Source organism: Halobellus rufus, from assembly GCF_000739575.1.
Lineage (GTDB): Archaea > Halobacteriota > Halobacteria > Halobacteriales > Haloferacaceae > Haloquadratum > Haloquadratum rufum.
In genome coordinates, this window is the sequence record NZ_BBJO01000025.1 from 12,395 (window position 1) to 32,353 (window position 19,959).

Sequence of the window (19,959 nt, forward strand, 5' to 3'; positions counted from 1 at the left end):
GAAGCGGTATGGTCACCTGCTACGCCGCCTCCAGCGCGGGCGTGCTCGTCGTCCGAGAGACCGCCACGGCGAGCCCCGCAGCCGAGTACACGTTCGACCGCGACGACGTCGAGTGCCTCGACGCCTCTCGCGACGCCTCCGAGCGGGTCTTCTGCGGGACGTTCGAGTCGGGGCTGCACCGCTCGGTCGACGGCGGCGATCGGTGGGAGCGCGTCGGCGAGGCGACGCTCGAACCCGCCGTGACCAGCGTGAGCGTCTCACCGCACGACCCCGACGTCGTCTACGCCGGGACCGAACCGAGCGCCGTCTACCGGTCGACCGACGGCGGCGACACGTGGAGAGAGCTTCCGGGACTGACCGATCTGCCCTCCGCGTCGACGTGGGCGTTCCCGCCGCGGCCGCACACCCACCACGTGCGATGGATCGAGGTCGACCCCGCCGACCCCGAGCACCTGTTCGTCGCGGTCGAGGCCGGGGCGCTGATCCAGAGCCACGACGGCGGTGAGACGTGGGAGGAGCGCGCGCCGTCGACCCGGCGAGACACGCACTCGATGGCGATCCACCCCGACGCGCCCGACGTCGTCCGCGCGGCCGCGGGCGACGGCTACGCCGAGAGCCGAGACGGCGGCGCGTCGTGGTCGTTCCCGCAAGCGGGACTCGACCACCGCTACTGCTGGAGCGTCGCGGTCGACCCCGGCGACCCCGGGCGCGTGCTCCTCTCGGCGGCGGCGGGAGCGCGGCGGGCGCACAGTTCCGGTTCGGCGGCGTCGTATCTGTACCGGCGCGAGGGCGATTCGGGGGCTGACGGGGACGGAGAGTCCGCTTCGCCGACGTGGGAACGCCTCGACGACGCGGGCGTGCCGACCGGCGAGGGACTGCTGCGGCCGACGCTCGCCGCCGGCGTCGACGACGGCGAACTGTTCGCCCTGACGGATCGCGGCCTGTTCCGCACGGTAGACGCCGGCGGCAGCTTCGAGCGCCTCGGTGTCGAGTGGCCCGAGGCGTTCCGCGGGGTGACGACGAGCGGGCTCGCGGTCGTCGAGTAGCGAGCGGGGGCGGGACCGAAGAAGCGGGAAAGTATATGCCGCCGGATCGGATACGGGAGACAAATGTACGATTTCGCGGTCGTCGGCGTCGGTCCCGCTGGCGCGCGCTTCGCCCGGCGCGCCGCCGAGTCGGGCCACGACGTCGTCGCCTTCGAGCAGGGGACCGTCGGGACGCCGCTGGCGTGCTCGGGCCACGTCAGCACCGACATCTGGGAGTACGTTCCCGACGAGGCGAAGACCGAGCTCCTCCAGAACCGGGTCTACGGCGCGCGCTTCCACGTCGGCGGGCCCGACTCCGACGCCTACCCGTTCTACAAGCGCGAGGAGATCTCGAACGTGATCGACCGGGTCGAACTCGACCGCACGCTCGCCGAGTGCGCGCGGGAGGCGGGCGCTGACGTCCGCGAGGAGCACACCGTCGTCGACGTCGACGAGCGCCACGACGGCGTCGAACTCACGGTCTCGAACGCGGGCGAGACCGAGACCGTGAGCGCGAAGATGGTCGCCGGCTGCGACGGTCCGACCTCGCGGGTCCGCCGCCAGTGCGGCCTCCCCGAACCCGACGAGATCCTCCACGGCGTGCTCGCGTTCGATCCCGACCCCGACGACGGCGACTTCGTCGACGTCCACCTCACCGCCCCGCGGTTCTTCGCGTGGCGGATCCCCCGCGGCGACGCGGGCGTCGAGTACGGCCTCGCCGCGCCGCCGGGGCGCTCGGTCAACGAACTGTTCGAGCGGTTGACCGACGCCTACGACGTGGAGACCGAACACTTCTGCTCGGGCGCGATCCCGATCGGGCCGCCCGAGCGGGTGCACGGTCGGCGCGTCTTCCTCGTCGGCGACGCCGCCGCGCAGACGAAGCCGTTCACCGGCGGCGGGATCCTCTACGGGATGACCGCCGCCGACTGCGCCGCCGAGGCGATCGACCCCGGCGATCCGGCGACGCTCCGCGAGTACGATTCGGCGTGGCGCGCGGAGCTCTCGAACGAGATCGCGCTCGGCCACTGGCTGCGCCGGGCGTACTCGCTGCCGGAGCCGGTCCAGCACCTCGGCCTCCGGGCGCTGTCTGGGGAGATCGGCGTCCACATGGACCGGCCGACCTCGTTCTTTTCCCGCGAGCACCTGCGGAAGCTCGTGGGGCGATAGCGGCCGCGACGAGGTCAGGACAGCGTTCGATCACGACCGGATCGAACCGGTCTCGACCGCATCGCTCACAGCTCGTCGAATTCGACTGGGGTGGGGCCGTCCTCGGCCGTCGAGAAGTACACCGTGATGGTCGCGCCGTCCCGGTCGGAGTAGTCGACGCGGCCGCCGACCCGCTCGACTGTCCAGCGGACGAGCCAGAGTCCGAGCCCCGCGGCGTGCCGGGTCGGGTGCTCGTCGGTGTCGTCGAAGACGGTCCGTTCGGACTGGGGGATTCCCTCGCCCCCGTCCGACACCGAGAGCACCGTCTCGTCGGGGCCGGCTTCGACCTCGATGACGATCGGGGGCGCGCCGTGCTCGGCGGCGTTCTCGACGAGTTCGACGACGGCGAGGGAGATGCCCTCGTCGCCTTGGATCAGCGCTTCTTCGGGGAGGGACGTGACGATCTCGGTTTCCGGATAGCCCGCCGTGACCTCCTCGACCGCGTCGACGACGTCGGCGACGAGATCGCGGCTGCCGACCGTCGCGAGATCGTTGCTGACGGCGTGTCGGAACTGCCGGGCGGTCTCGCTTCGCTGGAGCAGGTCGTCGCCGGCGGCCAAGATTCGTTCGGCGGCCGATCGGACGGCCGCGTCCTCGTGTGTCAGTAACTGCTCGGCGTACCCGGTCACGACGTTCATCCGGTTGCGGACGTTGTGCCGCAGCACCCGATCCAGCACCGAGAGCCGGCGGCGGTTCCGCACCCACTCGGTGACGTCCCGCTGGAAGCCGAGAAAGTGCGTCAGCTCGCCGGATTCATCGCGCACGGGCATCACGTCCAAGGCGTTGTAGAACAGTTCGCCGTCCTTCCGGTAGTTCACGAGCACTTGGCTCACCGATCGACCCTCGTCGATCGCGCGGCGGATCTGTGCGACCGACTGTCGGTCGGTGCGCTCTCCCTGCAGGATCCGGCAGTTCCGACCGAGCGCCTCCTCGCGGTCGTAGCCCGTCATTCGGACGAACTGATCGTTGACGTAGATCATCGGGTTGTCCGGCAGCGTCGGGTCCGTGATCGTGATCCCGACGCTCGCCTCGTCCATCGCGCGGCGGTAGAGCTCCAGCTGCTGCTCGCGCTCGACGCGCTCGGTGATGTCCTGGACCAAGACGAGCCGCTCGTCGCCCTCGCCGGTCCGGACGGCGGCGACCTCGCAGATCGCGCGCCGCTCGTCGATCTCGAACGAGACCAAGCGGAAGCGCGGACCCGCGGGGTCGATGTCCATCGGCGCGGCGTCGAGCACCGCCGCGAGCGTCTCGCGGTCCTCCTCGGCGACGAACGCCTCGAGTGCACTCCCTTCGAGCGCGTCCGGACTACTCCCCAGAAAGCGCGCCGCGGCGCGGTTCGCCGCCCGGATCTCGGCATCGTCGAGGAGGAACTTCGCGTTCGGTGCCAGCTCGAACAGCCGCCGGTAGCGCTCCTCGGTGCTCTGGAGCTCCTGGGAGAGCCGGCGTCGACGCGCGAGCGTGTCGATTCGGAATCGGAGCAGTCCGGGGTCCAGCGGCGCGGCCGCGACGTCGTCGACGAGGTCGCGGAGCGACGGGTCGAGCGAGTCGAGTTCTGCGCCGCGCTCGTCGATCAGGACGCACGGGAGGAACGCCTGTTCGCGCGAGCGCGACTCCCGGAGGTCGGCGGCGAACTGTCCGAGCGCCCCCCGGTCGGCCAGACAGACGTCGAACTCCGGCAGCGAGCCGTCGGAGGCCGTGTCCCCGACCGTGGGGTCCGAGAACTCGTACCCGGACGTGTCGCGAATCCAGTCGACGAGGACCCGGCGGTTCCCGCGGTTCGAGACGAGCACGAGAACGCTTGTTTCGGGGTCCGTCGACTGCGCCCCGGTCATTCCGGCGGGTCCGAGTCGGTGGCGTGCCCGCTCGGGTCGCTGTCTGCGCCGTCGACTGCGGCGTCGGTGTTGGCGGTGTCCTGTGGCCCGAACACGGGGTCGTCACCCCACTCCGGCGTGCCCGTCAGGACTCCGCGGAGCCCCGTCAGCGGTTCGCCGACGTGGATGCCGTCGCCGCGGATCTCGAACTCCCGGAGCGTCCGCTCGAAGTCGCCGGTCCGCTTTTTCAACACGCCGATAGCCTTCCGGAGTTCGCCGTAGGCCTCGAGGTACCTGAGAAACAGGAGGTTGTCCGCGAGGTAGCTGAGGTTCGAACTCGTCGGTTCGAAGTCGCCGGTGACGTTCTTTTGATCGTCGATAAAGACGGCCGTGACGCCCATCCGCTTGAGGTAGCGACCGAGCGCGTGCAGCTCTCGGATCAACTCGTCGCCCTCGCCACGGATCGAGAGACGGTACCCGGAGATGCCGTCGATGACGACGAACCCCGCGTCCCGCTCTTCGACTTCGCGCCGGACACGGTTCGCGAACTGGTCCGGGGAGATGCGCAGCGGTTCGACTTCCTCGACCGTGAGCGCCCCCGACGCTTCGAGTTCCTCGACGGGGATGTCGACGCTCTCGGAGCGGTGGACGAAGGTGTCGCGGGTCTCCTCGAAGAGGTAGACCGCGGCGCGGGTGCCGCCGCCCGCGGCGTCGGCGGCGAACTGCGTCGCGGTCGTGGTCTTGCCGACGCCGCTGGGGCCGCTCACGACCGTCACCGTCGAGCTCTCGATCCCGCCGTGGAGCAGTCGGTCGAGCTCCTCGACGCCGGATGAGAGCGTCCCTCGCGGGCGGTCGCGACCGTGGGTGTCCGGAGAGAGCTTGGTGAAGACGTCGATTCCCTCCCCCGAGATCTGGAGGGTGTGCGCCCCCGACAGGAAGTCCGAGCCCCGGAACTTCCGCACTTCGATCGTCCGTCCCTTCCTCGCGTGGGCGAGTTCGACGTTCCCGTCGCAGAGGTACTCGAGCGTCCGGCGGTCGCCCTCGACGGCCGCCTGCGAACTGAACAGGACGGTCGCGTCCCGTTCGGTCAGGTACTGGACGAGGCCGGCGACCTCCTGGCGGTACTGGTACTCGTTGGGCGAGAGGTACTGGAGGTACGTCAGGGGGTCGATGAACACCCGGTCGGGATCGGTCCGCTCGACGGCCTCGACGAGTCGGTCGGCGACGTCGGAGCCCTCGACCACGTCGGGGTCGAAGACGTCGTACTGCTCGCCGGTGACGAACGACTCGGCGTCCGGCGAGAGGTCGAGGAAGTCGATCTCGTCGGTATCGAATCCGAGACCTTCGGCGTTCGATCTGAGGTCTTCGGGATCCTCCTCGAAGGCGACGAACAGCGCGTTCTCACCGTCTTCGATCCCGCGCGTGAGAAAGTGAAGGCCGACGATCGTCTTCCCCGTCCCGGCACCGCCGGTGATCATGTACGCTCGCTCGGGGACGAGCCCCCCGAACAGGATCTCGTCGAGCCCGGAGATCCCCGTCGCAAGTCGATCGCGGCCACTCATAAAACAGATCGAGAACTCCCGTATATTGATTGTTGGGATATCGTGTGTTTATCTTGAAAATTCGAACGTTCTGATTACGGCATCCGATAATCGGGCCGCCGCGCCGAGACCGCACTCCCCTCGACGAAGGGTAACCCGACGACGTCGGCGTCGACGTATTCGTCCGTCGTCTCCGACCCGGACGCGACGCGGAGCGTCGCGGCGTCGTCGTCGGACGCGAGCGTCCCGGCGAGTTCGTAGTCGACGAGCGCGAGCGCCACCGACGCGTCCGACGAGGGACTGTACTCGGCGCGCGTGACCTCGCCGACCCGTTCCCCGTCGGCGTCGACGACGGCAGCGCCCGAATCGGGGAGGCCAGTTCCCACGGAGCCGTCGCCGTCGTCGCCTGAACCGTCGACGGTGTTCGCGAACCGCAATCCGATCAGCCGCTGACTCGGCCGCCCGCGGTTCTCGACCTTCGAGACGACCTCCTGGCCGACGAAGCAGCCCTTCTCGAAGTCGAGGGCGTTGCGGAGGCCGAGCACGTTCGGGATCCGACCCTCCAGTTCGGTCTCGAAGAGCGGCGTTCCGGCCTCGATCGTCAGCGTCTCCCACGTCCGGTACCCGAACGGGACGGCGTTCATCCCGAACGTCAGGAGCGTCTCGAAGACCCGCTCGGCGGCGTCGGCGGCGCAGACGACCTCGTAGCCCTCCTCGCCGGTGAGCCCGTCGCCCGCGATCACGGTGACGCCCTCGTCGCCCATCGAGCCGCGGACGAACGAGAGTTCGGGCTCGGGCGACCCCGGTCCGGTGAGGACGCTCGCGACCTTCTCGGTCGACTTCGGGCCGTGGACGCCGAACACCGCGAAGTCCGTCGACGCCTCGCGGATCTCGACGTCCTGAATGAACACCTTCTCCGACCAGTCGTCGACGAGGGGCTCCGCGCGCGCCGGCGGCGTGAAACAGAGCAGGCGCTCGCCCGCGTTGTAGACGTACAGGTCCGTCTCGATTCGGCCGTTCGGGTCCAAGAGCAGGGCGTAGACCCCCTCGCCGTCGGCTCGCGGGACGCGGTTCGACACCGTGTCGTCGACGAACTCGATCCGGTCCTCGCCCTCGACGACGACGACGCCGTAGCCCATCTCGATCACGCCCGCGCCGTTTCTGACCGCGCGGTGGGTCCGCTCCGGACGGCCGTAGTCGGTGACGACTCGGCGGCCGCCCCGCTCTTCGAACGTCGCGCCGTGTTCCTCGTGCACTTCCGTGACGACCGTCATTGTCCCCCTCTCCGCGCCCGAGGGGGAAAACCGCAGCGTCATCGGACGGGCGGGGCGGTCGATGGCACAGGAATGAACGGACGGGGGGTCGGCGGCGAGCGTTTATGTACGAACGGGCGGCCACAGCCCCCGTGACGTAGACGCGACCCCGCGTCGGGCCGCGGTTGTCTGGCACGTCGACGCGGGTGAACACGGGCGGTTCCTCTCGCCGCCGCACGGAAGTGCTCTCGCGGGTGCCAGCTGTTCGCCACGGTTCGACGACGCGCTCGTCTGAGCAGCGCCCAGCGAGTCCACCCATCGTCCGGCGTGTCAGTCACTCACAGTCCCAACCGGTCTCGGATCGCGTCGACGAGCCCCGGCTCGTCGGTCTCGCCGGCCGTCGGGTCCGGGACGACGCGGTCGTCGACGAGGATGACGACGCGGTCGTCGTCGCCGTTCTCGACGGAGAGCAGGTCGTCCTCCTTGAGCGACGCCAATGCCTCCTCGATCTCGTCGATGTCGGCGTCGACCGCCGCGCGCACTTCGAACACGGTCATTCCCTCCTCGGAGCGATCGACGAGCGCGTCGAGCACCGCTACCTCGACGTCGCGTCGGTCTCTGAACTCCCGCCGCGCTCTCATACCTCCTCGTTCGCTCCCGTCCGGTTTACGCTTACCGCCGAAGGGAGCCACGCGCGGGATCGGACGTCGGGAGCGACGCGTCAGCCGCTCGTCTGACGCAGGAGGTACACTTTTTGCCCTGACTGTCCGAACGTCGGTTAATGGGACTCAAGTGCCGTCTTCTCGGGCATACGTACGGGGAAACCGAGGTCCAACGGACCCGGGAAGAACAGGGGGACGAGGTCGTCGTTACGATTCGCGAGCTGAAGGTGTGTGAGCGGTGCGGCGCCGAACAGACAGTCAGCCAGAACAAGGAGGTGACGGCGATCAGAACGCCCGGCGAGGTCGGGCTCGGGGGACCCGACGCCGACGGAGCCGCGCAGTCGGCCGAACCCGACGCACGGTCGTCGGCACCGGCGAGTTCGGACTCCGAACAGTCGGCCGTCGAGAGCACGTCGTCTGGCGATTCCGAGGCCGCAACCGAACCCGTCGACGCCGACGTGATCGAGGACGGCGACGCGAGCGACTCCCCGCCCGCCGCGAGCGCGGAGGGCGCTCCGACCGCCGCTGACGAAGGCGTCGCGGGCGAGGCCGACGCGGACGAGGCCCCGATCGAGGAGGCCGAATCGACGTCCGACGGGTGGGAGACCGGCAGCGACGACTTCGAGGACGTCGAGGCCGACCCCGACGGCGACGACGCGGTGATTCTCGAGGGGACCGAGAGCGAGCGGGACGAGACGCAGTGGCCCGAGGAGACCGAAACGGATCCCGCGAGCGCCGCCGAGCAGTCGCAGGCCGCCGAGAACGGTGAACTCCCCGACGACGAACCGGACGCCGAGGTGACCAACGACGCCGAGATCATCGACGGCGACGAGGAGGAACCGCCGCGAGAGCGCGGCCACGGCGAGTGGCCCGAGCGCGAGGACGGCCCCGAACCGGACGGGTGGCCCGATCACGAGGGCGAAGACGAGGGGTTCGACGCGGCGACGAACGTCGACGACGAGGACGTGGAACTCGGCGGCAGCGGCCTCACCCCGGAGGTGAACGGCCGCGCCGACCTCGACGCCGACGACTCGGTGCAGGGCGTGGCCGCCGAGGGCGATGCGGGCGCGTCGAGCGCGACGCAGTCGGGACAGTCCGCCGGGGACGAGGGGTTCGCCCGAGCGCGGTCGTCGACGACGCTGGAGTCCGACGTCCCCGACGACCGCGTGGAGTTCTACTGCCCCAACTGCGGCTACGTCCGGGAGGCCGGCGTGTCGTCGATGCGTGCCGGCGACATCTGTCCGGAGTGCCGAAAGGGGTACATCGCAGAGCGTGAGCGGTGAGCGGTCGGGGTCCCGGCAGCGGTCTGCGGTGGCCTGCGGCGGCCGCCCGGCCCGGTCGGTGACGAAACAGGTAAACCACCACCTATCGAATCGGGGGCTATGAAGGAGTACAAAATGCGTCGCGGGGAGACGCTCGAGGATCGAATCCCGGATATGGAGTCGACCGTCGAGGAGTACTTCGGCCCGATCACGGGGACGACGGAGTACAAGGGCAGCGACCTCTACGTCGTCGAGGAGCCGGACAATCCGGTCTTCCAGCGCGTCGTCGCCGGTGCGGTGTCCTACAGCGGCAAGAAGGACAGACTCGGCGTCGAATTCGAAGAGCGCGACCCGACCGAACTGTCACCGGACGAGCTGGAGGCCGCCGGCGAGGCGGTCGACGCCAAAAACGAGTTCCTGCTGGAGGCGACCGGCCGGGACGCGAAGTCGCGCCGCGACTCGATGAAGCGGGACGTCGAAGACGACGCGCCCGACTACTGAACGGTCAGACGTAGCTGAACGGCCGGACCCAGCCGTCAGGGACGCTACCGCGGCGAATCGACCGACGTCGGGGACGGGTGCCGCACAGGGAGACGTAATTTTAAATTGTGAGGGACTGTAGTCCGGGCCGACAGATGACAATCGACACGATGGTGTTGGCGGTCGGCCCGAAGGACAGAGACCAACTCGATCGGCTCACCGAGGAGACGCTCGACGTGGCGGGCCCGACCGGAGCGACGGTCGTGGTCGGACACGTATTCACCGACGAGGAGTACGGGGAGGCCCTCGAGAAGCTCGAGTTCGACCGCGACGCCGACGAGGTCTCTCCCGACGACGTCGCCCGGCGGCACGCGAGCGTTCGAGAGATCAGAGAGGAACTCGACGCGGCCGACGTCGACACCGAGGTCCGGGGCGGCGTCGGCGAGCACGCGGGGGCGATCGTCACGCTGGCCGAGTCGGCCGACGCCGACCGCGTCGTCATCGGCGGGCGACGGCGGTCGCCGACGGGCAAAGCGGTCTTCGGAAGCACCGCACAGGAGGTACTGCTGGACTCGCCGTGCCCGGTCACGTTCGTCCGCGCCGGGACGAAGTAACAGTGAGTCGAACCCGCTGAGTTAAGTGCGGCGACCCCCCGTAACGACACGATGGCCTACTACGTGGGCGTCGACCTCGGGGCGACGAACGTCCGAGCCGTCGTCGCCGACGACGACGGCACGATCGTGGGGCGAAGCGACGCCAACACGCCGCGCGCGCCGACGGGGATCGCCGTCACCGAGTCGGTTCTCCGCGTCGCCCGCGACGCGTGCGACGACGCCGGGATCGACGCCGAACGGGTGAACGCGGCGGGCATCGGCGCGATCGGTCCCCTGGACCTCGCCGACGGCTCCGTCGAGAACCCGGCGAACCTCCCGGACACGATCGACCGGATCCCGCTCACGGGACCGCTCTCGAAGCTCTTCGAAACCGATCGCGTGTACCTCCACAACGACACGAACGCGGGCGTCATCGGCGAGCGGTTCTACTCCGAGCGGAACCCCGACGATATGGTGTATCTCACCATCTCCTCGGGCATCGGCGCGGGCGTCTGCGTCGACGGCAACGTCCTCTCGGGGTGGGACGGCAACGCCGGCGAGGTCGGACACATGACGTTGGACCCGCAGGGACACCTCACCTGCGGGTGCGGCCACGACGGCCACTGGGAGGCGTACTGCTCGGGGAACAACATCCCGCGGTACGCGCGGTTCCTCTACGAAGAGGACGCCGTCGAGACCGCGCTGCCGATCGAGGACCCCGAGTTCTCCGCCGTCGACGTCTTCGAACACGCCGGCAGCGACGCGTTCGCGACGCACGTGGTCGACCAACTCGGTCACTGGAACGCGATGGGCGTCGCGAACATCGTCCACGCGTACGCGCCGCTCGTCATCTACGTCGGCGGCGCGGTCGCGCTCAACAACCCGGAACAGACCCTCGATCCGATCCGCGAGCGGATGGACGAGATGGTGATGTCGAACGTCCCGCAGATCCAACTGACGACGCTCGGCGACGACGTCGTCGTGATGGGCGCGCTCGCCAGCGCGATGACCGGCGGGACGGGCGACCGCTCGCGACTGTGACGCCCGGAGCGCCGTCGATGCGCCGACGCGAACTCCTCCGCCGGGGCGGCGCGCTCGTCGGGGCGAGCGTCGCGTTCGGCGTCGGGGGCGGTGCGACGGCCACCCAGTCGGTCCGGGCGCACCCGGGACCCTACGAGCCGTACGGCTCGATCGACGTCGAGGGCGCGAAGGAGGCGGTCGTCGACTCCGACTCGGACGTCACGTACCTCGCGACCACGAGCGGCTACGCCGCCGTCGACGTCGCCGCGCCCGATCGGCCCCAACTCCTCGCGGACGTTCGCGAACCGCTGGCGGATCGGGACGGGGGACCGCTCCGAGGCATCTTCGACGTGAAACTCGACGCGGCGGACCCGACGACGCTCCTCGTCGTCGGCCCGGCGAACCCGATACGCGGCGCGATTTCGGGCGCGTTGGTCGTCGACGTGAGCGACCCGGGAGAACCCGAGGAACAGGCGTTCCACGAGACGGCGTACCCGGTTCACAACTGCTTCGTCCGCGACGGCGTCGCCTTCCTGACCGGCAACGACGGCGACCGGAACCCGCTCGTCGCCGTCGACGTGGAGACGGGCGAGGAACTCGGCCGCTGGGCGCTCGCCGACGTCGACGAGGCGTGGAACGACGTCCCGAGCGCCTCGCGCAGCGTCCACGACGTCTACGTCTCCGGGGACCGCGCGTTCGTCGCGCTGTGGGACGCGGGGACGTGGGTACTGGACGTGTCGGATCCGACCGCGCCCGCGGCCGTCGGGAGCATCGACGCGCCCGATCCCTCGACGCTGGCGGATCGCTCCCCGACGGCGGCCCGCCGCGAGGCGACGCTCCCGCCGGGGAACCACCACTACGCCGCGACCGACGAGTCGGGCACGCTCTTGGGAGTCGGCCGGGAGTCGTGGGCGCTTCAGGCCGAGGCGGACGACTCGGCCGACGGTGGGACCAGCGGGACCGACACGCCGAACCGGACCGACGCTGAGAGCGACCGCGAGACGGCGTACGTCGGCGGTCCCTCGGGTATCGACCTCTGGGACGTCTCGGACCCGGAGACGCCGGAACTGCTGTCGACGGTCCCCGCGCCGGCCTCGCCGGACCCGACCTACGGCGGCGTCTGGACGACCGCGCACAACTTCGAGTTGGCGGGCGAGGTCCTCTACTCGTCGTGGTACCGCGGCGGCGTCAAGCGTCACGACGTCTCCGATCCGGCCTCGCCGCGGGAGGAGTCGTGGTGGCGCGACCCCGATGCGGCGAGTTTCTGGACCGCGCGGCTCGCACACGCCGGCGAGCGGGAGGGCTTCTTCGTCGCGAGCAGTTGGGGCGTCGACGACGTCCCCGGTCGGCTGTACACCTTCCCCGATCACGCCGGCGGGCAGGCGGATCCGCCCGACACGCTGCCTGCGGGCACGTCGACGCCGCAGATCCGGACGCCGACTGCGCGCAGTGCGTCCGCGTCGAACGGGACGACCCCCGGGGGCGGGACGTCCACGACGTCAGGGGCGACCGCGACGAGGCCCGCAGAGACGTCCGACGAAGACGGGATCAGCGCACCGGGGTTCGGCGTCGGAGCCGCGGTCGGCGCACTCGGGGCGGCGGCGTGGCGGCTCGCACGTCGCACGCGCGAGGAGTGAAACCCGTCGCAACGAACGTGACACACTTTCCTCGGGCGGCCGACGCCGTGAGTACAACCGCAAAGTTCCAAAGCGTCGGGTTCCAAAGGGGGTCAATGAGTGAATCCGAGGACTCTCTCCGCCGTCGCGTCGAGACGTGGATGACCGGGCAGATGCCGATCATCCAGATGCACGGCGGCGAGAGCGTCGTCCGGAAGGCCGACCCAGAGAGCGGGGAGGTCGTCGTCGAACTCGGCGGCGCCTGCGCCGGCTGCGGCATCTCGAACATCACGGCGGACAACATCAAGGCCGATCTCCTGATGGAGTTCGAGGAGATCACCGACGTCCGCGTGAAGGTCCCGAGCGCCGGCGACCACGGCAGCAGCACCGTCGAAGGCGGCCGCGGCGGCGAGCTCCAGTACGGCACCGAGGACCCCGGACACTTCTGAGCGGGCGGGTTCTCGGTGGGCGGTCAGCGCTTCGGCAGTCGACGCTTCGGCGATCGGCGACCGGCGCTGGCGACGAGGCGTTTTTGGTTCCGTAGCCCCCTCACTACGCCGTGGCCGACGTCGACACCCCACGGGAGTTCGCCTTCGAGTTGGCGCTCTGCGCACACCTCGAAGAGACGACCGACTGGGTGCTGAGCCGCCAGCTCGGCGCGGCGGTCGACCGGTCGGGCCGGCGCATCGTCGACGTCGTCGGCGTCGTTACCGGCCCGTCGTTCGACGAGCGCGCCCGCATCACCGACCGGGCGATCCCGGTTCGCGCCGTCGAGAGCGACGTCGGCGTCGGCGAGGCGGTGTCGCGGTATCGCGCGCTCCGCGGGGAGCGGGGCCTCCGCGAACCGGAGATCGAGCGGGCGGTCGACGTCGGGTTCTTCGAGACCGAGCGGCGGAACAGTCGGGAGTACCTGCGTCAAACGGCGCGGTATCCCGACGAGTGGTTCGCGGGGCTGGTCGGGATCGAGAACAAGCCCGACCTCGGCGATCCCGGTGCGCTCTCCCGACAGCTTCGCACCGACGTCTCGCTCGGTCTGTTCGAGGAGGTGATCTTGGCGACCGAGAGCCACGTCACCCGCGCGCATCTGAATCGGATCCCCCGCGAGGTCGGCGTCTGGCGGTTCGACCCCGAGCGGGGCGAGCGGGACGTGATTCGAGAGCCGACCGCGCTCGCCACCGACGAGCCCGGCGTCGAACTCGTCGACGAGCGGTCGCTCAGGACCGACGTCGCGGTCGTCGACGCCGACGCGAAGGCGCGGGCCCGGCGACGGATCGCCGAACGCGCCTACGGGAAGGGCTGGCGGACCTACGCGTTCCCTTCGTGCGCGCACGCGAGCGCGACCGCCGACGGGCGGCCGTACTGCGAGGCGTTCGACCGCGTGATCGAGCCGAGTCGCCGGTGCGGATCTGCCTGTCCGGCACACGAGGAGGGGTCGTGCCCCGACGTCGACGCGGACCGACTGCGAGACGATCGGACGCCGTGGGAGCGGGATCCTCCCGGCGTCGCGCGCCGACAGTCCGGGCTGGATCGGTTTCGCTGAGCCGTCCGGTCGACGGATTGACTCGGCCAGTAGTTCATCGGTTCTAACGAGCTGAAAATCGGCCGGGGTTTATACCGGGGTTCCGTGCCACTGTCCAGATGTGAGGTGACGGACGATGGCCACATCCACTCGAACGACGGTCGCGAACCCGCTCGATTTCGACCTACAGGGGACGCTCGCGGGGTACTGGGTCGCCGTGCTCCGCGTCGTCACGGGGTATTGGTTCCTGCACGCGGGGATCACCAAGTTCGCCTTCATCTCGGGCGAACCGTTCAGCGCGCAGGGATACCTCGCCAACGCGCCGGCCGCCAGCCCGATTCAGGGCTTCCTCGTCTGGGCCGGTCAGACGCCGTGGCTGCTGGAGTTCACGAACTTCATGGTTCCCGTGGGGGAGACGCTCATCGGGCTCGGTCTCGTCGTCGGGGCGCTCGTCAGGCTGGCGAGCCTCTTCGGCGGGATCCTGATGACGTTCTTCTACCTCGGGAACGCCAGCTGGGGACACGGCCTCGTCAACGGGGACCTGATGGGACTGATGCTGTTCGTCACCATCGGCGTCCTCGGCGCGGGACGCGTCCTCGGACTGGACGCGATCATCGAACGGACGAAGTTGGGGCAGCGCCGGATCGCGAAGTACCTGCTCGGGTAACGCGGGCGTGAGCAGGCAGCGAAGCGCGCTGGGGGCTTCCCCGGCACGTTCGGTTTTCTGCGGTCGTGCGCGAGAACGGTGAACTGCAATACGAGACGGTCCGTCGCAGTTCTCAGACCGTGATCGAGAAGCCGTCCTCGGCGGCGACGACGTCACCGTCGAACACCGCGCCGGCCTCCGCCTCGATGGCGCCGCGGTCGGGATACGGCGTGAAGTGCGTCAGGACGAGCGTGTCGACGCCGGCGTCGGCCGCGATCTCGCCCGCCTGCGTCGGAGTGACGTGGTAGTTCATCAGGACGTTTCGACGCTCCTCCTCGTACGGCTCGGTGTAGCGCTCCCAGACGAAGCCGTCTTCGGGGACCGCACCGACAGGGACGATCCCGCAGGTCATCACGAGGGCGTCGGCGTCGGCCGCGAAATCCGCGAGGCCGTCGAACTTCGCCGTGTCCGAGGAGAGGACGGTCGTGTTCCCGGTCTCCTTCTCGGTGAATTTGTACCCGTAGGTCTCGATCGAGTGCTCGACCGGGAGAGCCTCGATGCGCACGTCGTCGGTCTCCAACTCGAAGCCCTCCGCGACGCGCGTCGTGGAGATGCTCTCGATTCCCTCGGCGGAGTATCCCGCCTCTTTCCGGTACGCGATGTCCTCCTCCCAGAGGGTGTACAGCCCTTCGAGGAGGTCGTCGGTCCCGGCCGGGCCGTAGATCTCCAGCGACTCGCGGCCCGCCGTCCAGCCGACGATGGCGAGGTGGAAAAACGAGAGGTTGTGATCCATGTGGTGGTGCGTGAACAGCAGGTTCTCGACGTCGCCCGGGTCGATCTCGTTCCGGAGGAGTTCGTACACCGTTCGGGGGCCGCAGTCGACGAGGTACGGTTCGCCGGCGACTTCGACGAGGATCGCGTTCCCCGCGCGATCGAGCGTCGGGATCGGGTTCGCCGTCCCGAGAAGCGTCGTCTTCACCGCGGTTGCACCTCGCTGCGAATCGGGTCGAGGATCATAGTTAGCCATTCGCCATTTTTAATATATACATTCTGGATGCTGCAGAATCCGGCCGTTTTTGTCGATATCTGCCCCGTTGTTCGCGAGAGTGAAACTTTTGTGCGTCCGCGGACACCGGGTCGTATGGATAGTGGTACTGGGGCAGGGGCCGACGGGCCGAACTACGTCGAGGCGACGCAGAAGTCCCTCACCGTCCTTCGATACCTGAAGGAACACGGTCCCGCGACGCTGTCGGAGATCGCCAGTGGGACCGACAGCGCGAAGAGCACCGTCTACCGCCACCTGCAGACACTGGAGGAGGCGGGATACCTCGTCGAAACCGACGACGGCTATCGGATCGGTCAGCTCTATCTCGACTACGGCATCGAGGCCCAGCGATCGCATCCGCTCTACGAAGTCGGGAAGCCGAAGGTCGACGCCCTGGCGGAGAAAGTCGGGGAGAAGGTGTGGCTGGTCGTCGAGGAGAACGGGTACGCGGTCTACCTGTATCTACACTCCGGCGAGGAGCTGTACCGGTCGTTCACGCGGGTCGGCTACCGCGGGCACCTTCACGCGTTCTCGGCGGGGAAGGCGATCCTCGCTCAGATGAGCAAAAGCGAGGTGAACGCGATCATCGACCGGCGGGGGCTCCCGGCGTACACCGATCAAACCATCACAGACCCGAAAACCCTGTTCGCGGAACTCGACCGGATCCGACAGCAGGGATACGCGCTTCACTTGAACGAGGCCGTCGACGGCGGCAACGCGATCGGCGTCCCGATCCAACACGAGGACGGGTCGCCGGCCGGATCGATCTGCGTGGCCGGTCCGGCGCACAGGCTGAACGAGTCGTATCTCCGAGACGAACTGTCGGACCTGCTTCTCGGGACGAAAAACGAGATCGAACTGAGTATGCGATACGAGGCGTAGCGTCGTTTCGCTCCCGCGAACGAGGGCGTTCGCTGCGAACGTGTTTCCGACGATCTGTGACGGTGAGGCCGAGTGTACTTCTGAGGCCGCATCCTGGCGTCTAACAGCCGATCCGAGCTAGCGAGAGAGTATGATAAAATTTCAGTCACATTTGTATTGCCTTTTCAAGCGTTCTGCGACCCGAATTCGTCGTTCCGTTCAATAGAACATAATTAATCGTAACAATTATAATCGATACTTGGTACCACACAGGTAGGATGACAATGCGAACGTCTCTCACACGACGCGAATCGCTCAAGACGATCGGCGGTGTCGGCGCGCTGGCCGGGCTTGCCGGATGTTCCGGCGGCAGCGGCGACGGCGGTGGAGGCGGTGGTGACGGGGGAGGCGGCGACTCCTCGTCAGATGGCGAACAGACCGACGGCGGCTCTCAGTCGGACCCCGAGTCGACGTCGACGTTCGGCATCATCTCGGGACCGCAGAACGGCGTGACGTTCCTGGTGCACAACGCCGCGGCGGGCGTGCTCGACAGGGAGAGCGACGTCGGCCTCGACGTCGTCTCCGGAACCAGCGGGGAGTCGATGGTGCGGTTGGTGAGCGGCGACGAGGAACTCGCGTTCGGGACGGCGTTCGCGGGCCTGAACGCGATGAACCGCGAAGCGGAGTTCTCCCAGGTCGAGTTCGAGCACGAGATCTATCAGATGATGACGCAGACGACGCTGATCGAACCGATCCTGGTCCCGACCGACAGCGACTACGAGTACTGGTCCGATCTCGAGGGAGCCTCGATCGCGACAGGGACGCAGGGATCGACCTACCAGCAGTACTATCGAACCGCGCTCGACATCGCGGTCGGCGAGGGGAACTACGAACTCGTCCATCAGGGCGCCACGGAGATACCCCAGGAGTTCAGCGCCGGTCGAGTCGACGCGATGGGCGGCCCGGGGATCGTGAGCGGACTCACGCCCGGATTCATGCAACAGGCGTACTCCGACAACGACGTCCGACTGCTCGGTCTCACCGACGAGACCGAACAGGCGATCGAAGACCACGAGTGGCTCTCGCTGGAGACGCTCCCGAACGGGGACTTCGGAGACAGCATCGAGGAGTACACAGACAGCAGCGAGACGACGACTGTCCGGGTCGATTATCCCCACTTCACGACGGACAAGGTCGACGCCGACAGCGTCTACAACCTCATGGACGCGCTCTGGAGCAACCGCGAGGCGCTCATCGAGGCTCACGAGGCCTGGCGGCTGTTCGAGGACGACGAGGTGTGGACGAGCACGCTGCACCCGGACGTCCCGGTCCATCCGGGTGCCGTCGAGTTCTTCGAGGAGAAGGGCCTGTGGAACGACAACCTCACCGCGGGGAGCTTCTGAGCCCATCGAGCGAGCGACACGATGGCTACGCTTCGTTCATCCGTCGACGGACGCACGTGGATCCGAAGGCTGGCGTTGGGCGTTCCGCCAGCCTTGCTCTCGGTCGCGGTCATCGGCTACGCGATGACGTCGTATCTCCCGAAGCAGTTGTTCACCAACCTCGTGCTCGGGCTCTCGCTCGTGACGTACTTCGTCAACCGCGCGCTGGTCGCAGAGAGCGACAGCGACGGCGACGTCCCACGAGCCGTGACGATCGGGAGCGCCCTGCTTTTGATCGCCGCCGTCGGCTCCGTCGCGTACGTGCACGTCGTCTTCGACCGCTGGCTCGAGACCGGCGCGTTCGTGATCTACAACAACGTCGACCTGCTCGTCGGCGGCTCGCTGATCGTCCTCGTCACGGTCGTCACCTCCGATAAGTTCGGGCACTTCCTCGGGGCGCTAGTCGTCGCGACCGTACTGTACGGCGTCGGCGGACCCTACCTCCCGGGCATCCTCAGCCACGGCGGAGTGTCCCTGGAGACGATCGTGTTCAAGAACACGATCTCGCTGCAGGGCGTCTACGGGTTCCTCACCCAGATCGCGGCGACGTGGGTGGCGATCTTCGTGATCTTCGCCGGGATCGTCCGGCGGTTCGGCGGGTTCGACCTCATCCTCGAACTCACGGAGCGCCTAGAGGGTTCCTTCAGAGGCGCGGTCCCGCAGACCGCCGTCGTCTCCAGTATGTTCATGGGCACGATGATGGGCGGGGCGGGGGTCAACGTGGCCGCGACGGGGTCGTTCACGATCCCGCTGATGCAAGAGCGCGGGATCCTCGGCAAGCACGCCGGAGCGATCGAGTCGGTCGCGAGCACGGCCGGCCAGGTGCTCCCGCCGATCATGGGCTCTGCGGCGTTCATTATGGCGGACATCCTCGGGATCCCGTTCGCCGACGTCGCGATCGCCGCCGCGATCCCGGCGTTCCTGTACTATGGCGTCACGAGCTACGGCGTCTACCAGTGGTCGATGTGGTACGATTGGGAGCGAGACGGTGTCGAGGAGGAGGCGTCTGCGGGCGACGAAAAGTCGAGGAAAACGTTTCTGCTGCAGAGCGCGCAGTTCCTCGTCCCGCTCGTCGTCCTGATCTACCTGCTCATCGTGATGCGATACGGGCCGCTCTACAGCGGTCTGTACACCGTGTTGACGCTGTTCGCCACGCGGTTCCTCTACCTGTTCGCGAGCGAGGGGGTCGGCTGGGAACAGCTCCGTCAGTACGCCCGCGAGTTCCTCCTCGGGCTCAAGAGCGGCGGCGAGTCCGCCGCGCCGTTCGTGGCGTTGCTCGCGGCGCTCGCGGTGGTCATCAACATCTTCGGCGCGACCGGGCTGACGAACCGTATCACGTTCGCCCTGTCGACGCTCACCGGCGCGTCCTTCGTCGGCATCCTCGTCATCAGCATGATTCTCGCGCTCCTGTTCGGGCTCGGGATGCCAACGCCCGCGGCGTATCTACTGGTCGCGACGATCATCGCGCCGGTGATCGTCGAACTCGCCGGCGTGAACAACTTCGTCGTCGAGCCGATCGTCGCGCATATGTTCGTCTTCTACTTCGCGCTACTCTCGGCGCTCACGCCACCAGTGGCGCTGGCCGTGGCGATGGCGATCAACATCTCCGGGTCGGACTTCCTAGAGACCGCGATCGAGTCTGTCCGCCTCGGCGGCCCGACGTTCCTGATCCCGTTCGTCTTCGTGTACAACCCCGCGTTGATCTTCTGGTCGTTCCCGGAGACGCTGATCGCGGTGGTCGTGCAGTCGATCGGGCTGATGGTCGCGCTGTCCGTCTCGATGGGCGTCGAGTTCGGGCGGCGACTCCCCCGGTACGAACGCGTCCTCCGGGCGCTGCTGTTCCTCGTTATCGCGTTCGGGCCGAGTCTGGCGGTTCAGCTCACCGGCGTCGCGGTCGTCGGGCTCGGCGTCCTGCTCCGCGGTGGCGTCCCGCGGCTCCGATCGGCCAGTCAGTGAGCGCCGGTCGCGACCCGTTTT

The 19,959-nt window shown here is 68.4% G+C and carries 18 protein-coding genes; 13 read left to right on the forward strand and 5 right to left on the reverse strand.

The annotated features are described in order from the left end of the window. Positions 1-8: 8 nt before the first annotated feature. Complete coding sequence (locus ACP99_RS10900; protein WP_231554281.1) at positions 9-1,046, forward strand: WD40/YVTN/BNR-like repeat-containing protein; 1,038 nt, start codon at positions 9-11, stop codon at positions 1,044-1,046. Positions 1,047-1,109: 63 nt separating this feature from the next. Then, on the forward strand, positions 1,110-2,192 hold the full coding sequence (locus ACP99_RS10905; RefSeq protein ID WP_049986639.1) for a geranylgeranyl reductase family protein: 1,083 nt from the start codon (positions 1,110-1,112) through the stop codon (positions 2,190-2,192). A gap of 65 nt (positions 2,193-2,257) precedes the next feature. Here the strand turns inward: ACP99_RS10905 and ACP99_RS10910 are convergent, their stop codons facing one another. From ACP99_RS10910 to ACP99_RS10925, 4 genes are all read right to left on the reverse strand, one after another. Further along, entirely contained in the window at positions 2,258-4,063 is a 1,806-nt protein-coding gene (locus ACP99_RS10910) for a PAS domain S-box protein (RefSeq protein WP_049986640.1), read from the reverse strand. Beyond that, positions 4,060-5,604, reverse strand: coding sequence for an ATPase domain-containing protein (locus ACP99_RS10915; protein WP_081927428.1), 1,545 nt, complete (start codon positions 5,602-5,604; stop codon positions 4,060-4,062). The genes ACP99_RS10910 and ACP99_RS10915 overlap by 4 nt, the downstream gene beginning before the upstream one ends. Positions 5,605-5,678: 74 nt before the next feature. Continuing rightward, the gene (gene ygfZ / locus ACP99_RS10920; RefSeq protein WP_049986641.1) at positions 5,679-6,857 is read right to left on the reverse strand and encodes a CAF17-like 4Fe-4S cluster assembly/insertion protein YgfZ; all 1,179 of its coding nucleotides are present in this window, start codon (positions 6,855-6,857) and stop codon (positions 5,679-5,681) included. Between the two features lie 317 nt (positions 6,858-7,174). Next, positions 7,175-7,477, reverse strand: a complete 303-nt coding sequence (locus ACP99_RS10925) for a DUF6432 family protein (protein WP_049986642.1) — start codon at positions 7,475-7,477, stop codon at positions 7,175-7,177. 140 nt (positions 7,478-7,617) lie between these two features. On the opposite strand from ACP99_RS10925, the gene ACP99_RS10930 reads away from it, so the two are divergent. The 8 genes from ACP99_RS10930 to ACP99_RS10965 all read left to right on the forward strand — a co-directional run bounded on the left by ACP99_RS10930 (position 7,618) and on the right by ACP99_RS10965 (position 14,655). Continuing rightward, entirely contained in the window at positions 7,618-8,781 is a 1,164-nt protein-coding gene (locus ACP99_RS10930) for a DUF7093 family protein (RefSeq protein WP_049986643.1), read from the forward strand. Between the two features lie 99 nt (positions 8,782-8,880). Next, entirely contained in the window at positions 8,881-9,261 is a 381-nt protein-coding gene (locus tag ACP99_RS10935) for a DUF5611 family protein (RefSeq protein ID WP_049986644.1), read from the forward strand. A 134-nt stretch (positions 9,262-9,395) separates the two neighbouring features. Beyond that, a complete protein-coding gene (locus ACP99_RS10940) occupies positions 9,396-9,854 on the forward strand; it encodes a universal stress protein (protein ID WP_049986645.1) in 459 nt (152 codons plus the stop codon). 51 nt (positions 9,855-9,905) lie between these two features. Continuing rightward, complete coding sequence (locus ACP99_RS10945; RefSeq protein ID WP_049986646.1) at positions 9,906-10,874, forward strand: ROK family protein; 969 nt, start codon at positions 9,906-9,908, stop codon at positions 10,872-10,874. Between the two features lie 17 nt (positions 10,875-10,891). Further along, positions 10,892-12,490, forward strand: coding sequence for an LVIVD repeat-containing protein (locus ACP99_RS10950; protein WP_049986647.1), 1,599 nt, complete (start codon positions 10,892-10,894; stop codon positions 12,488-12,490). A gap of 95 nt (positions 12,491-12,585) precedes the next feature. Beyond that, positions 12,586-12,918, forward strand: coding sequence for a NifU family protein (locus tag ACP99_RS10955; protein ID WP_049986648.1), 333 nt, complete (start codon positions 12,586-12,588; stop codon positions 12,916-12,918). A gap of 110 nt (positions 12,919-13,028) precedes the next feature. Continuing rightward, on the forward strand, positions 13,029-14,009 hold the full coding sequence (locus tag ACP99_RS10960) for a DUF5787 family protein (protein WP_049986649.1): 981 nt from the start codon (positions 13,029-13,031) through the stop codon (positions 14,007-14,009). 115 nt (positions 14,010-14,124) lie between these two features. After that, the gene (locus ACP99_RS10965; protein ID WP_049986650.1) at positions 14,125-14,655 is read left to right on the forward strand and encodes a TQO small subunit DoxD; all 531 of its coding nucleotides are present in this window, start codon (positions 14,125-14,127) and stop codon (positions 14,653-14,655) included. A 112-nt stretch (positions 14,656-14,767) separates the two neighbouring features. Here ACP99_RS10965 and ACP99_RS10970 read toward each other — a convergent pair whose 3' ends face one another. Beyond that, the gene (locus ACP99_RS10970) at positions 14,768-15,613 is read right to left on the reverse strand and encodes an MBL fold metallo-hydrolase (protein ID WP_197052436.1); all 846 of its coding nucleotides are present in this window, start codon (positions 15,611-15,613) and stop codon (positions 14,768-14,770) included. Between the two features lie 162 nt (positions 15,614-15,775). On the opposite strand from ACP99_RS10970, the gene ACP99_RS10975 reads away from it, so the two are divergent. From ACP99_RS10975 to ACP99_RS10985, 3 genes are all read left to right on the forward strand, one after another. Continuing rightward, positions 15,776-16,561: an IclR family transcriptional regulator gene (locus tag ACP99_RS10975; protein WP_049986651.1), complete on the forward strand. Its 786-nt coding sequence runs from the start codon at positions 15,776-15,778 to the stop codon at positions 16,559-16,561. A gap of 257 nt (positions 16,562-16,818) precedes the next feature. Next, a complete protein-coding gene (locus tag ACP99_RS10980) occupies positions 16,819-17,943 on the forward strand; it encodes a TAXI family TRAP transporter solute-binding subunit (RefSeq protein ID WP_156105685.1) in 1,125 nt (374 codons plus the stop codon). A gap of 21 nt (positions 17,944-17,964) precedes the next feature. Beyond that, positions 17,965-19,938 carry a TRAP transporter permease gene (locus ACP99_RS10985; RefSeq protein WP_081927431.1) on the forward strand — a complete coding sequence of 658 codons (1,974 nt, stop codon included), beginning with the start codon at positions 17,965-17,967 and terminating at the stop codon, positions 19,936-19,938. Positions 19,939-19,959: the final 21 nt, after the last annotated feature.